The following is a 14274-nucleotide window of genomic DNA, read 5'->3' as shown; positions in this document are numbered from 1 at the left end:
CACCATGCAGCCCAGCCCCGAGTTCCTCGACCACGCGCTGAGCATCGCCCGCGCCGCGGCCGAAGCCGCCGCCGGCGTGATCCGGCGCTATTACCACGCCGGCTTTGAAGTCGAGATCAAGTCCGACCAGACGCCGGTCACCGTCGCCGACCGCGAAGCCGAGGCGGCAATCAAGCAGGTGCTGCGCGCCGCCTTCCCCGATCACGCTTACTACGGCGAAGAGGAAGGCCGCGAAGGCGACAGCGAATTTCTCTGGCTGATCGATCCCATCGACGGCACCAAGAGCTTCGTGCGCGGCTATCCGTTCTTCTCCACCCAGATCGCGCTGATGTACCGCGACGAACTGGTGCTGGGCGTATCCCATGCCAGCGAATACGGCGAACTGGCCTGGGCCCGCCGCGGCGGCGGCGCCTGGCTCGACGGCACGCGCCTGCAGGTCTCCGGTGCCGCGGATTTCACGCCGCAGACGGCGATTTCCTTCGGCAACGTCAAGACGCTGAGCCGCGATGCGCGCTGGCAGGCGCTGGCCGGTATGGTGCAGCGCTGCGGCCGTACGCGCGGCTACGGCGATTTCCTGCACTACCACCTGCTGGCGCGCGGCAGCATCGACCTGGTGATCGAGTCGGATCTGAATATTCTGGATATTGCGCCGCTGGTGGTGATCCTGCGCGAGGCCGGCGCGGCGGTCACGGATCTGGACGGCTGCGACATAGGGCTTGCGACGACATCCTTGCTGGCCGGGCCGGCGGAGCTGCAGGCGCGGGCGTTGCGTGAGTTTCGTGTTGCGTTGCAAGGCTGAGATGGTTGCGAGGCTGAAGGCTGAAGGCTAGAAGGCTGAGATGGCTGGAATGCTGCGATGGCCGGAATGCTGCGATGGTTGCGAGGCTCGAAGGCTGAAGGCTCGAATGCTTGAATGCTTGAATGCTTGAATGCTGAGATGGCTGGAAGGCGATCTCGCGATTGATTTTGCGGGCCGCCCAAAAAGCCTTCTCCCCCAAGCGAGCTTGGGGGAGAGGGGAGCTTCCCGCTTTTTCTCGAAGAAATCCGGCAAATCTCACTTGCCGGAAACTCCGGATTCCGCCGCACACTCCCTGCGAATCCCGAATCCCGAATCCCGAATCCCGAATCCCGAATCCCGAATCCCGAATCCCGAATCCCGAATCCCGAATCCCGAATCCCGGCCACTCAGTACGGATCGGCAATTCCCAGCCCGGCCAGCGCCTTGCGCTCCAGCGCCTCCATGCGCTCGGCTTCCGCGTCGGCCATGTGGTCGTAGCCCAGCAGATGCAGTACGCCGTGTACGGTCATATGCGCGTAGTGGCTGCGCAGCGGCTTGCCCTGTTCGGCGGCTTCGCGAGCAACTACGGGGGCGCAGATGATCAGGTCGCCCAGCAGCGGCAGGCGCAGGCCGGGCGGCAGGTCGGCGGGGAAGGACAGCACATTGGTGGCGTAGTCGCGGCCGCGATAGTGATGGTTGAGTTCGCGGCCTTCGGCGGCGTCGACGAGGCGGATGGCCAGTTCGCTGGCGCGGCGCCGGCGCGCGACCTGCAGCGCGGCCTGCACCCAGCGCTGGAAACTGTCGCTGCGCGGAATGCCGGCGGCGGGAAGGCCGGGCGCGCGGCTCAAATGCAGGGACAGGTCCATCAGCGTTCGAAGCCGTCGGCGAACAGGCTGGCGGGGCAGCTGGTCTGCACGAAGGTCACCCGGTTGGCGCTGGATTCGGGAATCGCGATCTGGCCGCTGCGCGCGCCGAAATCGATATCCGCCGGTGCGGTCAGCGCGCCGCCTTCGGCAACCGGCGCGGAGGCCAGCGTGAACGGCGGATCGAAGCGGCGCAGACAGCCGCCGCCGCCGGGGCAGCTCCAGGCAGCGACGTAGAGCGAGCCGTTGCAGTCCAGCGCGATGCCGTCGATGTTGCTGTAGCCGGTGACATTGATCAGCGTCGTCGGCGTGCCGCCGGCGACGAGGTCGTAGCTGAGCACGCGGGCCGAGCCCCAGGTCGCGATCAGCAGGCGCTGGCCGATGCGGTCGTAGACCAAGCCGTTGGGCGTAGGTGTCAAGGTGGTCAGCACCGACTGTACCGGCGCGGCGATATCGCTGACGTCGACCTGGACGATCTTCGGACTGGAGCTGAAGTCGCTGATATACAGCTTGCTCACGCCATCTGAAGTGATGCCGTTGAGAAAGCTGGCATTGGCAATCTGCAGGTTGACCACGCGCGCCGCGCTGTCGATGTCGTAGCCGCGCAGGAAGCCCGAATCGAGCACGTAGAGCACACCGCCGAGCAGTTCGATGCCGTAGGGCGAGTTCGGATCGCTGGTGAACAGGCTGAGCGTGCCGGCCCCGTCGCGGGCGAGGATGTTGCCGCCGCTGGTGTTGCTGATGAGCAGGCGGCCGCTGCGCGGATGGAATTCCACGCTTTCCGGGCTGCTCAGGGTCTGCGCCGGGGCCGTGCCGGCGGCGCAGACAAGCAGGGCGGCGATCCACGACTTCATGCGGAGGGACTCCCGGATTTGTCGGCGTGCTTCTCGTAGGCGCGCACGATCTTCTGCACCAGCGGATGGCGCACCACGTCGTTGGCGGTGAAGAACGAGAAACTGATGCCGGACACTTCGCGCAGTACCTCGATCGCGTCGCGCAGGCCGGAGCGCACCTGCTTGGGCAGGTCGATCTGGGTCACGTCGCCGGTGACCACGGCGACCGAGCCGAAGCCGATGCGGGTGAGGAACATCTTCATCTGTTCCACCGTGGTGTTCTGCGCTTCGTCCAGGATCACGAACGAATCGTTGAGCGTGCGGCCGCGCATGTAGGCCAGCGGTGCAATCTCGATCACGTTGCGCTCGATCAGCTTGGCGACCTTCTCGAAGCCCAGCATCTCGTACAGCGCGTCGTACAGCGGGCGCAGGTAGGGGTCGACTTTCTGGGTCAGGTCGCCGGGCAGGAAGCCCAGTTTCTCGCCGGCCTCCACCGCCGGACGCACCAGGATGATGCGCTGCACGCGGTTGTCTTCCAGCGCATCGACCGCGCTGGCCACGGCGAGGTAGGTTTTGCCGGTGCCGGCCGGGCCTATGCCGAAATTGATGTCATGTGTGGCGATGGCGTGCAGATAGCGCGCCTGGTTGGGGCCGCGGCCCTTGATGGTGCCGCGCTTGACCCGGATCACCACATCCTGGGCGCCGGCCGCGGCGGCCTCGTCCAGTGCGGCGACGTTGGATTCCTGCAGGAACAGGTTGATGCGGTGGGCATCCAGCACCTCGTCCTCGGTCGCGGCGTAGAGCTGGCGCAGCAGACGCGCGGCGGCGGCGACATGGCTTTCCTCGCCGCTGACGCGGAAGATGTTGCCGCGGTTGTCCACAGTCACGCCCAGGCGCAGTTCGATCTGGCGCAGGTGTTCGTTGAACGGGCCGGACAGGTTGGCCAGGCGCTCGGTCTGGTCCGGTTCCAGGGTGAAATCGAGATGGGTATGGGGCATAGGGCGGGCAGGGTAGCGCCAGCTTCCGCCGCTTGCCAGCAACGGCGGCAGGACACTGTGCAGGGCGCACGGATGCGGCGCGGTGTCCGGCGGCATAATCGGCGCGGCATCCGCGTACGGCGGACTTTTCCGGGAGAGATGGCCATGCACTGGACTGCCGCGGTGTCGATCGCGATTGCCGGGCTCTGCGCCGGTGCGGCCCAGGCCCGGCTGGTGCCGGTGGGCGACGTGGCCGGGCTGCGCGCGGCACTGCTCGCTGTGCAACCCGGCGACGATATCGTGCTCGCGCCCGGTACCTATGCGCTGGATTCCAACCTGAACTGCAGCGTCAACGGCACCGCCGCGCAGCCCATCCGCCTGCGCGCCGCCGCGCCGCGCAGCGTGCTGCTGCGCTTCGCCCCCGGCGGCATTGCCGAAGGCTTCCGCGTCAGCGGCGCGTACTGGACCTTGGAAAGCCTGGACATCGAAGGCGCCTGCGCCACGGATTCCAACTGCGAGCACGCCATCCACCTGTTCGGCAATGCGGAATTCTTCACCTTGCGCGACAGCGTGCTGCGCGATTTCAACGCCCAGCTCAAGGCCAACGGCGTGCAGTCCGGCGCGGCCTATGTCTACCCGGACGATGCGCTGATCGAATACAACCTGTTCTACGACAGCCGTGCGCGCAATACCGCCAATCCGGTGACCAAGCTGGACGTGGTCGGCGGGCGGCGCTGGATCGTGCGCGGCAATACCTTCCGCGATTTCCAGAAAGGCGGCGGCGACACGATCAGCTATGCCGCCTTCCTCAAGGGCAATTCCCGCGATGGTCTGTTCGAGCGCAACCTGGTGCGCTGCAGCCAGCAGTTTTCCGGCGGCGTACGGCTGGGGCTTTCCTTCGGCGGCGGCGGTACTTCGCCGAATTCCATCTGCGAGGATGGTTCCTGCACGCCGGAGCACCAGAACGGCGTCATGCGCAACAACCTGGTGATGTCCTGCAACGATGTCGGCATCTATCTGAACAAGGCGGCCAACACGCGCCTGCTGCACAACACCTTGTACGCGACTACTGGCATCGATGTGCGCTTCGCCGCATCGACCGCGGAGATACGCAACAACCTGCTGGCCGGCGCGATCCGCCTGCGCGACGGCGGCAGCAGCACCAATGCGGGCAACCTCGCCGGCGTCAGCCCGGCGAATTTCAGCGCCTGGTTCCAGGCGCCGGCGGCGGCGGATTTCCGCCTGCTCGACGGTGCGGCTTTCGTTGACCTGGGCGTGGCGGAACCGCAGGTGACGAACGATTTCTGCACGAACCTGCGCCATGACGGCCTGCCGGACGTGGGCGCAGTGGAATACGACGCCCAGGCCGGCTGCGAAACCACAGCCGGCGGCGGCCTGCCGCTGCGCCTGTTCCGCGACGGTTTCGACGGCTGAGGCGTGCGCCGCGGGCCGTCGCGGCCCCGCGGCGCAGCGGCGCAGCGGCTTACTCAGAAACGGAACTCGGTATTCACGCTGACCGTGTCGGCGCCGAAGTCGAAGCCGTTCTTGCCGGCGCGGTAACGGTCGTAGTTCAGGCCCACGCCGAAGCGTTCGCTGAAGTCGTAGCCGACACCGACGCCGGCGTACCAGTCGTTGCCGTTGAACTTCGCGTTGCGTGGATTGTTGGAAAGGTCCACATCGGCCTTCCAGTGGAATACGCCGGCACGGGCCGACAGATACCAGTTCGGATTGAGGTTGAAATGGCCGTTGACGCCGGCGGTCCAGCCCTTGAGATCGATGCCCGAATACGCGCCCATGTTGCTGCGGCCGGCGCCGGCATCGGAGCTGCCCAGGTCGATGTAGCCGCCTTCCAGGCCGAAGGCGCCCCAGCGATAGCCGCCGTTGATGCCCAGCGCGGTGTCCTTGCCCGAGCTGTCGAAATCCGAGCGGCCGAAGCGGCCGTCGACGAAGAAGCCGTCGGCCCGCGCGCTGGAGGAATAGGCCGCGGCCGCGGCGATGGTCAGCGCCGCTGCCGTCACGAAGATCTTGTTCATCGCGTTTCCTGTTTTTGTGCTGTGGGAATGCCGCGGCGGGGCGCGCTCCCGCCGGGCTGCGCGACTATCGGCAAATCGAGCTGAACCAAGCACCGGGGAAATACTGAACGATTTGGGGCGCGTTCATTCCTGTCCGCCGTGCGTTGCGGGCGGACAGGAAGGAAGTCACGGGTGCTTGTTGTAGGTGTCGCCGCGGCGCCCGGGGATTCACTGGAATCCGTTGGCGAAGATGGCATCGGCGCTGCGTTCGTCTGCACCGATGTCGTTCGCGCCGCTGCGGTTCTGGCGGTCGAAATCGTCGCTGACCTGGGCCAGGGTCTGGCCGGCGTCGATGGCGGGACTGGCGGCCGGCAGATGGCCGTCCGCGCTGAGGCTGAGCGGCGTCTCGAAGCTCTGCGCGTCGCCGCCCAGCGCGCTGCGCCATTGCGCGAGCGTGCCGCCGCTGCCCAGCGGGCTGCCGGGACGGCGGTCGAAGAAATTGCACGCGCCGGCGGTGTTGAAGAACGCATTGTGATTAGTGCCGGGACTGCCGCTGAGGCCGGACAGACCGCCCAGTTCCGCCGAATAGCGTATGCCCACGCAGTCGCGCCCGTTCTGGATGACGAGGTTGTTGCGCACCAGCGCATTGCTGTTCGGCGGCCGGCCGGCTTCGGGCTCGTAGTCCTGGAAGGTCACGCCGTAGTACAGCGCGGCGTGGCCGGACAGGGCCGTGTTGATGAGGGTGTTGTTGGCGACAACCGCGTCGCGCGAGGCATACAGGCCTATGCCGGCATAGTTGGTATTGCGGATGATGTTGTTGCGCACGATGCCGCGCACGGCTTCGTAGTAGCCGGGATTGGCGGCGATGTCGAAGAATTCGGGACTGGTGTCGAAGCCGACCAGGATGCCGGCCTCGCCGGCGTTCTCGATGCGGTTGCGCTGCACGAGCGCGTCCGCCGCGCCGCCCTTGAAGTACACGCCGGTGGTGGCGGTGTCGTGGATGTAGTTGTCCTCCACCAGCATGTTGGCGCCATTGACGTTGTCTATGCCTTCGGCGTTCTTTTCCTCCGGCGGCGTGCCGGGCGGATAGCTGGCGCCGGAGGCGTAGATCTCGTTGCGCCGTATGGTCACGTTGTTGCACTTGGGCGTGATCTTGATGACATCGCGGCCGCTGCCGTGCAGTCGGGAATCCTCGATGATGACGTTGGAAGCGCCAGTCAGACTCTCGCCGCCGGGCCGGTACCAGTCGGTCTGCAGGAATACCGCGTAGTAGTAGCCGCCGCTGATTTCCAGGCGCGACAGGCGGCTGCCGGACGCTTCCGGATCGATCTGTACGCAGACCGTGTCGGGCACGTTGATGGGGCAGCGGATATGCGCCCATTCGCCGGGATGGCTGCGCAGGGTCAGCGGAATGCGCAGGCGCACTTCGGTTTCGTCGTACACATTGTTGCCAGCCGGGCCGCGCAGGGTAATGGTGTCGCCGGGCTGGGCGATGGCATTGGCCGGATCGACGACATGGGTGACGGTGCGGAACGGCTGGCCGATGGAGCCGGTACCGCTGCTGTCGCTGCCGCTGGTGGAGACGAACCATTCGGCCGCCTGCAACGGCGGCAACGCACTCAGCAGCACGATGGCGAGCGAGACACGGCGAAGATTGGGCAGGGACATGGGCAGGGACCGTAGCGTGGACAGGTGGCGGCGGACCGGCGCGGCGGCCGGCGTGTGCCAGCGCGTACGCCAAACGCCGCGCACGCCTGACACCACGCGCGGCGGCACAGGCCGGGGCCAGCACTGGAGGCGCGGAAACGTCGACTCGCGCACAGCCGCTGCGCAAATCGCGCCAAGGGCCGGCCGGCAGCGGGCTGCTAGACTGCCGGCGGCCGCGGGGAGCGGCACGGGGGAGCCATGGCGCCGCAGGAATTCGAGGTCACCCAGCTGCTGCGGCAATGGCAGGACGGCGATGCGGCGGCGCTGGAATCGCTGCTGCCGCTGGTGTACGACGAATTGCGCCGCATCGCCGCGCACGAGCTGCGCGTGAACCGCGGCCACGAGACCCTGCAGCCCACCGCGCTGATCAACGACGTGTTCGTGCGCCTGCTCGGCACCGGCAGCCTGGACATCGCCAACCGCAAGCACCTGTTCACCACCGCGGCCAAGCTGATGCGCCAGGTGCTGATCGACCGCGCCCGCGCCCAGCTGCGCGACAAGCGCGGCGGCGGGCAGTGGCAGCGCGCCGAGTTCACCGAGGCCCTGGCGCTGCCGCTGGAGCAGAGCACCGACCTGCCTGCGCTGGATCAGGCATTGACCGCGCTGGCCGGGCTGGATGCGCGCATGGCCGAGATCGTGGAGCTGCGCTATTTCGTCGGCCTGGAAGTGAGCGAGGTCGCCGTGCTGCTGGGCGTGGACGAGCGCACCGTCTACCGCGACTGGGCCATGGCCCGCGCCTGGCTGCGCCAGTATCTGGGCGAGTGAAAAACACGTCAGTTCCCGCGCCGTTGCGACGTAGGCATAGCCGATGCCAGAACTCCCTCACGCCGCCATGAACGCCGCCGAATTCGGCGCCTTGCGCGAGGCTTTCCATGCCGCGGTCGAGCTGGAAGCACCGGCGCGCGCGCAGTATCTGCACCAGCTGGCGGCGCGCGACGCCGGTCTGCATAAGGCGGTCTGCGAACTGCTGCAGCGTGTCGATGCCGACGATCTGCACGGCGGCGGGCGCGGGCGCGCGCCGGCCGTGGTAGGTCCGTTCCGGCTGCTGCAGCCGCTGGGCAGCGGCGGCATGGGCGAGGTATTCCTGGCCGAGCGCATCGACGGCGGCTTCGAGCAGCGCGTGGCGCTGAAGCTGGTGCGCGCGGGCGCGCTGTCGGCCCAGCTCACGCGGCGCTTCCTGGCGGAGCGGCAGATTCTGGCGCGGCTGGAACATCCGCATATCGCGCGGCTGCTCGACGGCGGCGTCAGCGAGGAAGGGCGCCCCTGGCTGGCGATGGAATACGTCGCCGGCGTGCACATCGCCGAGCATGTGCGCCGCGCCGGCCTGGATGTGCGTGCGCGCGTCGCGCTGGTGGCGCGCGTGGCCGCGGCGGTGGCCTATGCCCAGCGCAATCTCATCGTGCACCGGGACATCAAGCCGGCCAACATCCTCGTCGGTGCCGACGGCGAGCCCAAGCTGCTGGATTTCGGCATCGCCAAATTGCTCGACGACGGCGAGGCCGATCAGACCCGCACCGCCTGGCGCGCGCTGACCACGCGCTATGCCGCGCCGGAACAGATTGCCGGCGAACGCACCACCACGGCGACCGACGTCTACGCTCTGGGCCTGCTGCTGTTTGAACTGCTGGCGCAGGCTTCGCCGTATGCCGCGGCCGAGGCTGGCCAGACCGACTGGACTTCCGCCATCCTGCGCGATGCGCCGCGCAGCCTGCTGCAGGCCTGCCGCGCGGACTACGCCGCGGTGCAGCGGCGAACGCTCGGCGGCAGCCTGGAGCGCATCGTGCAGAAGGCGCTGGCCAAGGCGCCGGCCCAGCGCCATGCCGGCGCGGCCGCCTTCAGCGACGACCTGGACGACTGGCTGGCCGGCCGGCCGCTGCGCAGCGGCATCGACGGCGCGCGTGCGCAGACGCGCCTGCTGCTGGCGCGCTACCGCTGGCCGCTGATCGCGCTGACGGCGAGCATGCTGGCCCTGGGCGCGGGCGCGTTGGTTGCCCTGGGCGAGGCGCGCGAAGCGGCGCAGCAGGCGCGTATCGCGCAGTCGCACCGCGACGCCATGCTCGGCGTGCTTGGCGCGGCCAATCCGCATCACTACGCCGGACGCGATCCGCATGCGAGCGAGTTCCTGCTGCACGCAGCGCAGGACCTGCAGCGCGACCACGCCGATGACCCGGCCCTGTTGCAGCGCGCGCTGAGCGAGATCGGCCACGGCCTGATCAATCTGGGCAAGCCGCAGGCGGCCGAACCCGTGCTGCGCGCGGCGGTCGCGGCGCTGGAGCGCGATGCCAGCGCGGGCACCGCCGGCAAGCTGGGCAGCTATCGCCTGCTCGCGGCGGTGCAGGACCGCCCCGCCGATGCGGCCAATCTGCGCGTGACTGCCGCCCGCATCGAGGCGCTGGCCGCCCGCGGCGACGTGGATGCGGCAGCGGCGCTGGATGCCTTGGGCGCAGTAGGCGGGTCGCTGTCTCGCCTGGGCGAATTCGCCGCGGCCGATGCGCTGTTCGCGCGCGGCGACCAGCTGCTGGCGGCTGCACCGCTGCGCCCCGGCGGCGGCGAGAACTTCTGGCGCCAGCGCGGCTGGAGCGCATTGCGCGCCTTCGATCTGCCGCGCGCCCGCGCTGCGCTGGAGCGCGCCGAGGCCGCCATCGCCGCCGCGCCGGCGGATTTCTCGCCCATGCGCCGCGCCGAAGGCGAGTTGCTGCTGGCGGAGACTGCGCTGGCGCTGGGCGATGCTGCCGCGGCGCAGCGTCACCTGGACGCGGCGCGCCCGGTCTATCTGGCGGAATACGCTCCCGGCCATGCCGAGCGTGCGGTGTTCGAGCTGCACCAGGCGCGTCTGCACCTGCTGCGCGGCGAGATCGTGGACGCGGCGCCGTTGGCGCAGAACGTCGCCAGCGTGCTGCTCACGGACAATGCGGCGCCGAACAAGGAGCTGCTGCTGTTGCAGCTGGTGCGCGCGCAGATCGCCGCGGCGCAGGGGCAGTGCAATGCCGCGGCGGAATCGCTGGCTGCGGCCGCGGCGCTGCTGGCGCAACTGCAGCCGGCGCTGCCGCGGGAGCGCGCACTGAGCGACGCGGCCAGGCGCAATATCGCCAGTTCAGGGTGTCGCGGTTGAAGCGCGGGGACTGGTTTTCGGGGAGGAGGATTCGTTGCCAGGCACGCCAATGCCTGGGGCTGCGAATCCCGCCCCTCAGACCGCAACGCGCCCGCGCAGCGAATTCGCCATCGCCTCGGTGATGACCACGTCGACGAACTGGCCGGTCATGCGCGGGTCGCCGGGGAAGTTCACGTAGCGCATGTTCTCGGTGCGCCCGGTCATCTCGTTCGGATTCTTGCGGCTGGGGCCTTCCACCAGCACGCTCTGGCGCGTGCCTACCATGGCCTGGCTGATGCGGTTGGCATGGGCGGTGACGGCGGCCTGCAGGCGCTGCAGGCGGTCGTGCTTGGCCTGCGCCGGAGTGTCGTCGTCCAGGTTGGCCGCCGGCGTGCCGGGGCGCTTGGAATAGATGAAGCTGAAGCTCTGGTCGAAGCCCACGTCCTCGATCAGTTTCATGGTCTTGTCGAAATCGGCGTCGGTCTCGCCGGGGAAGCCGACGATGAAATCGGAAGAAATGGAGATGTCCGGCCGCACCGCGCGCAGCTTGCGGATCTTCTGCTTGAACTCCAGCGCGGTATAGCCGCGCTTCATCGCCGCCAGCACGCGGTCGGAGCCGGCCTGCACCGGCAGGTGCAGATAGTTGGCGAGCTTGGGCACGCTGGCATAGGCCTCCACCAGCGAATCGGAGAATTCCAGCGGATGCGAGGTGGTGAAACGGATGCGGCCTATGCCGTCGAGCTGGGCGATGGCGTGGATCAGCAGGGCCAGGTCGGCCACGCTGCCGTCGTGCATGGGGCCGCGGTAGGCATTGACGTTCTGGCCCAGCAGGTTCACTTCGCGCACGCCCTGGTCGGCCAGGGCGGCGACTTCGGCGATCACGTCGTCGAACGGGCGGCTGACTTCATCGCCGCGGGTATACGGCACCACGCAAAAGGTGCAGTACTTGGAACAGCCTTCCATGATGGAGACGAAGGCGCAGGGGCCTTCGGCGCGGGGCTCGGGCAGCTTGTCGAATTTCTCGATCTCGGGGAAGGAGATGTCGACCTGGGGCCGGCCGGTACGGCGCTTGGCCTCGATCATCTCGGGCAGGCGGTGCAGGGTCTGCGGGCCGAACACAAGATCGACGAAGGGCGCGCGCTTGACGATGGCTTCGCCTTCCTGCGAGGCGACGCAGCCGCCGACGCCGATGACGACATTGCCGTTGGCCTTCTTCAGCTCGCGCCAGCGGCCCAGCTGGGAGAACACTTTCTCCTGCGCCTTCTCGCGGATGGAGCAGGTGTTGATCAGGATGACGTCGGCCTCGGCCTCGTTTTCCGTCAGCTCCAGGCCGTGGGCGGCGCCCAGTACGTCGGCCATCTTGGACGAGTCGTACTCGTTCATCTGGCAACCGTGGGTCTTTATGAACAGCTTGCCGGCCATGGGCGGGAACCAAAAAAGCGAATGGACTCGATAGTTTACGCGCGATTCCTGGGCCTTTCCAGGGGCCGGGGAACCGCGACCCGACGAAGTGGTCTTGGAATTTCACCTTTCCTGTCAGAAACTTGGGCCAATGAGTTGGGGAATCCATGAAGTCACGCCTTAGCCATCGCCATGTCCGCTGGCTGGCCCTGCTGCTGTTAGCAGGGCTGGGTTCGCCCGCGTTCGCGGGCAGTCTGTACCGCTGCAGCGGCAACAATGGCGAACTGGCGTACACCAACAAGCCGGCCGGCTACCGCAATTGCGTGCAGGTGGCGAGCTATGCCGAGACCAAGGCCAAGCCGGTGACCGAGGCCACCGCGCCGGATATCAGCAAGCCCACGTTCTCGGTCGAATCGGCCAAGGCTGCACCGCAGCCGGGCCAGTGGCAGTACAGCGAAGGCAATGCCACCGCCACGCCGCCGGCGAGTCCGGCGCCGGCGGCGCCTGAAGTGGCCAAGGCCGAACCGTCCAAGGTGCTGCGCGGTGCGGTATACAAGATCAACAAGCGCAACGGCATCACCGAGTACACGAATATCCGGCCGCAGGGCAGGAACTACCAGGTGCTGTTCACCTACATCTCGACCTGCTTCGCCTGCGACGTGCATTCCAAGGTCAATTTCTCGCTGACCAAGCTCAATCGCGAAGCCTTTCGCGCGGAAATCGCCGCGGCCGCGCTGGAGTTCGGCGTCGATGAATCGCTGCTGCGCGCGGTGGTGCACGCGGAGTCGGCGTTCAATCCCAATGCCCTGTCCAAGAAGGGCGCCCAGGGCCTGATGCAGCTGATGCCGGGCACTGCCGACGATCTCGGCGTGAGCAATCCCTTCGACGCCACCCAGAACATCCGCGGCGGCGCCCAGTACCTGGCCATGCAGCTGAAGAACTTCCAGGGCAACGAGAAGCTGGCCATGGCCGCCTACAACGCCGGCCCGGCCAATGTGACCAAATACGGCGGCGTGCCGCCGTTCGACGAGACCCAGGTCTACGTCACGCGCGTATCCACCCTGCGCGACCGGTACCGCGACACCGCCGCCAACTGAAACCGCCGTACACCGGCTGCGGCCCCTGCGGTGTTTTGTCGCAGGGGCCGCGCCGTCGAGGCGCCAGTCAGTCCGTGACGATCAGCCCGTGGGGATCGGCACGCCGCGGTTGAGCACCGGCCGCTGGATCAGTTCCGCATCCGCCTCGAAGGCGATGCCGGCGCGCAGGCCGGTCACGTGTACGCGGGTGCCCGGCGCCAGTGCGGCCTCGCGCTTGCGCAGTTCCAGCGGATCATCGATTTCCTCGCCGTTGAAGCTCAGCAGCACATCGCCGACCTGCAGCCCGGCCCGCGCTGCGGGGCTCTGCGGATAGATCGCCAGCACCTGGGCGCCGCGCGCCATGCTGGCCAGGTTGGCATCGGCCTGGATGGGCATGCGGCCGTATTCCACCCCCAGCCAGCCGCGCACCACCATGCCTTTCTCCACGATCTGGTCCAGCACGCCCTTGGCTGTGGCCACCGGGATGGCGAAGCCGATGCCTTCGGCGATCTGGCGCTGGGGCACGTTGGCCGTGTTGATGCCGACCAGCTCGCCGCGGGCGTTGACCAGGGCGCCGCCGGAATTGCCGGAGTTGATCGCGGCGTCGGTCTGGATGAAATCCTCGTAGGCCCATTGGTCGAGCTGGCGGTCGATCGCGCTGGCAATGCCCATGGTCACGGTCTTGCCCAGGCCTATGGGATTGCCTATGGCGAGCACCACATCGCCGACATTCACCGGCGGGGCCTCGTCCAGCTTCATGCTGGGCAGGTCGCTGGCTTCTATCTTGAGCACGGCCAGGTCGGTGTCCTCGTCGCCGCCGACCAGGCGCGCGGTGGCGATGCGGCCGTCGTAGAGCAGTACCTGGATGTCATTGGAACGGGCGATTACGTGGTTGTTGGTCAGCACATAGCCGTCTGCGCTGACGATCACGCCCGAGCCCAGGCTCTGCTCGCGGCGATAGGCCGGCGGACCTACGCTGACCCCGCCGAACATGCGCTGGGTGACCGGATCCACCGAGATCAGGCGGCGCTGGGAGGCGATCACCTTATTGGCGTATATGTTGACCACCGCCGGCGCGGCGCGGGCGACCGCGTCCGCATAGGAGACCGGGCCGCTGCCCAGGCCGGCGCCGGCCGGCGCCGGTGCTGCCGCGGGCAGGGGCGCCGGCATCGGCTCCGCCTGGCCGCGCAGGCGTGCGGGCACATCCGGCCAGAGGCGGGTGACGACGAAGGCGATAGCCAGGCCGAGTACGGCAAACTGCAGGACGAAGGCAAGCGTCCGTAACGCTGGTTTCATGACCGGTCCAAGGGGGATGCACGAGTGCTTTGCAACGTGCCTTAGCGGGCGGCAGGTTTGATTGTGCGCTGCCGGTTCAGTCGCTAAACTAACACGATTTTTGGGGCCAGCCGTCACGCAGGCCGGTGATCCGGCAGCAGTTTCGACTTCGGTTCAGCGCAGCGGCAGCGGGTGCGGCGGCTTTTCGCGTCGCCCGTCGCGGCGGCGCCGGCACCGCGGCGTAGCGTATATGGCGGCCCC

Annotated in this window: 12 protein-coding genes; 5 read left to right on the top strand and 7 right to left on the bottom strand. The window is 67.9% G+C overall.

Annotated features, from left to right (window positions below):
- Positions 1-4: 4 nt before the first annotated feature.
- Positions 5-799, top strand: a complete 795-nt coding sequence (locus tag NM961_RS10740) for an inositol monophosphatase family protein (RefSeq protein ID WP_255914268.1) — start codon at positions 5-7, stop codon at positions 797-799.
- A gap of 386 nt (positions 800-1185) precedes the next feature.
- Here the strand turns inward: NM961_RS10740 and ybeY are convergent, their stop codons facing one another.
- Genes ybeY through NM961_RS10725 form a run of 3 tightly spaced genes read right to left on the bottom strand, consistent with a single transcriptional unit; the run spans position 1186 to position 3472 of the window.
- Positions 1186-1644, bottom strand: coding sequence for an rRNA maturation RNase YbeY (gene ybeY, locus NM961_RS10735; RefSeq protein WP_255914267.1), 459 nt, complete (start codon positions 1642-1644; stop codon positions 1186-1188).
- Positions 1644-2495: an SMP-30/gluconolactonase/LRE family protein gene (locus NM961_RS10730; RefSeq protein WP_255914262.1), complete on the bottom strand. Its 852-nt coding sequence runs from the start codon at positions 2493-2495 to the stop codon at positions 1644-1646. The genes ybeY and NM961_RS10730 overlap by 1 nt, the downstream gene beginning before the upstream one ends.
- Positions 2492-3472, bottom strand: a complete 981-nt coding sequence (locus NM961_RS10725) for a PhoH family protein (protein WP_255914261.1) — start codon at positions 3470-3472, stop codon at positions 2492-2494. The genes NM961_RS10730 and NM961_RS10725 overlap by 4 nt, the downstream gene beginning before the upstream one ends.
- Positions 3473-3616: 144 nt before the next feature.
- Between NM961_RS10725 and NM961_RS10720 the strand changes: the two genes are divergently transcribed.
- Positions 3617-4885: a right-handed parallel beta-helix repeat-containing protein gene (locus tag NM961_RS10720; protein ID WP_255914260.1), complete on the top strand. Its 1269-nt coding sequence runs from the start codon at positions 3617-3619 to the stop codon at positions 4883-4885.
- 53 nt (positions 4886-4938) lie between these two features.
- Here NM961_RS10720 and NM961_RS10715 read toward each other — a convergent pair whose 3' ends face one another.
- Positions 4939-5484 carry an outer membrane protein gene (locus NM961_RS10715; RefSeq protein WP_255914258.1) on the bottom strand — a complete coding sequence of 182 codons (546 nt, stop codon included), beginning with the start codon at positions 5482-5484 and terminating at the stop codon, positions 4939-4941.
- 207 nt (positions 5485-5691) lie between these two features.
- A complete protein-coding gene (locus NM961_RS10710) occupies positions 5692-7131 on the bottom strand; it encodes a right-handed parallel beta-helix repeat-containing protein (protein WP_255914257.1) in 1440 nt (479 codons plus the stop codon).
- Between the two features lie 237 nt (positions 7132-7368).
- On the opposite strand from NM961_RS10710, the gene NM961_RS10705 reads away from it, so the two are divergent.
- Both NM961_RS10705 and NM961_RS10700 read left to right on the top strand, forming a co-directional pair.
- Positions 7369-7935, top strand: a complete 567-nt coding sequence (locus tag NM961_RS10705; protein ID WP_255914256.1) for an ECF-type sigma factor — start codon at positions 7369-7371, stop codon at positions 7933-7935.
- A gap of 43 nt (positions 7936-7978) precedes the next feature.
- On the top strand, positions 7979-10282 hold the full coding sequence (locus tag NM961_RS10700; RefSeq protein ID WP_255914254.1) for a serine/threonine-protein kinase: 2304 nt from the start codon (positions 7979-7981) through the stop codon (positions 10280-10282).
- A gap of 75 nt (positions 10283-10357) precedes the next feature.
- Here NM961_RS10700 and miaB read toward each other — a convergent pair whose 3' ends face one another.
- Entirely contained in the window at positions 10358-11683 is a 1326-nt protein-coding gene (miaB, locus tag NM961_RS10695) for a tRNA (N6-isopentenyl adenosine(37)-C2)-methylthiotransferase MiaB (RefSeq protein WP_255914253.1), read from the bottom strand.
- Between the two features lie 146 nt (positions 11684-11829).
- Here miaB and NM961_RS10690 point away from each other — a divergent pair, with 146 nt between their 5' ends.
- Positions 11830-12759: a lytic transglycosylase domain-containing protein gene (locus tag NM961_RS10690; RefSeq protein ID WP_255914251.1), complete on the top strand. Its 930-nt coding sequence runs from the start codon at positions 11830-11832 to the stop codon at positions 12757-12759.
- An 81-nt stretch (positions 12760-12840) separates the two neighbouring features.
- On the opposite strand, the gene NM961_RS10685 is transcribed toward NM961_RS10690, so the two are convergent.
- Positions 12841-14034, bottom strand: coding sequence for a S1C family serine protease (locus NM961_RS10685; RefSeq protein WP_255914250.1), 1194 nt, complete (start codon positions 14032-14034; stop codon positions 12841-12843).
- Between the last annotated feature and the right edge of the window lie 240 nt (positions 14035-14274).

The organism is Tahibacter harae (genome assembly GCF_024437735.1).
Taxonomy (GTDB): domain Bacteria; phylum Pseudomonadota; class Gammaproteobacteria; order Xanthomonadales; family Rhodanobacteraceae; genus Tahibacter; species Tahibacter harae.
This window is presented reverse-complemented; position numbering and strand designations above follow the sequence as displayed.

Excerpts from the sequence above, each read along its gene's own strand:
- NM961_RS10690 (WP_255914251.1), top strand. The coding sequence starts at position 11,830 with ATGAAGTCACGCCTTAGCCATCGCCATGTCCGCTGGCTGGCCCTGCTG.
- NM961_RS10700 (WP_255914254.1), top strand. The coding sequence starts at position 7,979 with ATGCCAGAACTCCCTCACGCCGCCATGAACGCCGCCGAATTCGGCGCC.
- NM961_RS10720 (WP_255914260.1), top strand. The coding sequence starts at position 3,617 with ATGCACTGGACTGCCGCGGTGTCGATCGCGATTGCCGGGCTCTGCGCC.
- ybeY (WP_255914267.1), bottom strand. The coding sequence starts at position 1,644 with ATGGACCTGTCCCTGCATTTGAGCCGCGCGCCCGGCCTTCCCGCCGCC.
- miaB (WP_255914253.1), bottom strand. The coding sequence starts at position 11,683 with ATGGCCGGCAAGCTGTTCATAAAGACCCACGGTTGCCAGATGAACGAG.
- NM961_RS10740 (WP_255914268.1), top strand. The coding sequence starts at position 5 with ATGCAGCCCAGCCCCGAGTTCCTCGACCACGCGCTGAGCATCGCCCGC.
- NM961_RS10730 (WP_255914262.1), bottom strand. The coding sequence starts at position 2,495 with ATGAAGTCGTGGATCGCCGCCCTGCTTGTCTGCGCCGCCGGCACGGCC.
- NM961_RS10710 (WP_255914257.1), bottom strand. The coding sequence starts at position 7,131 with ATGTCCCTGCCCAATCTTCGCCGTGTCTCGCTCGCCATCGTGCTGCTG.
- NM961_RS10685 (WP_255914250.1), bottom strand. The coding sequence starts at position 14,034 with ATGAAACCAGCGTTACGGACGCTTGCCTTCGTCCTGCAGTTTGCCGTA.
- NM961_RS10715 (WP_255914258.1), bottom strand. The coding sequence starts at position 5,484 with ATGAACAAGATCTTCGTGACGGCAGCGGCGCTGACCATCGCCGCGGCC.
- NM961_RS10705 (WP_255914256.1), top strand. The coding sequence starts at position 7,369 with ATGGCGCCGCAGGAATTCGAGGTCACCCAGCTGCTGCGGCAATGGCAG.
- NM961_RS10725 (WP_255914261.1), bottom strand. The coding sequence starts at position 3,472 with ATGCCCCATACCCATCTCGATTTCACCCTGGAACCGGACCAGACCGAG.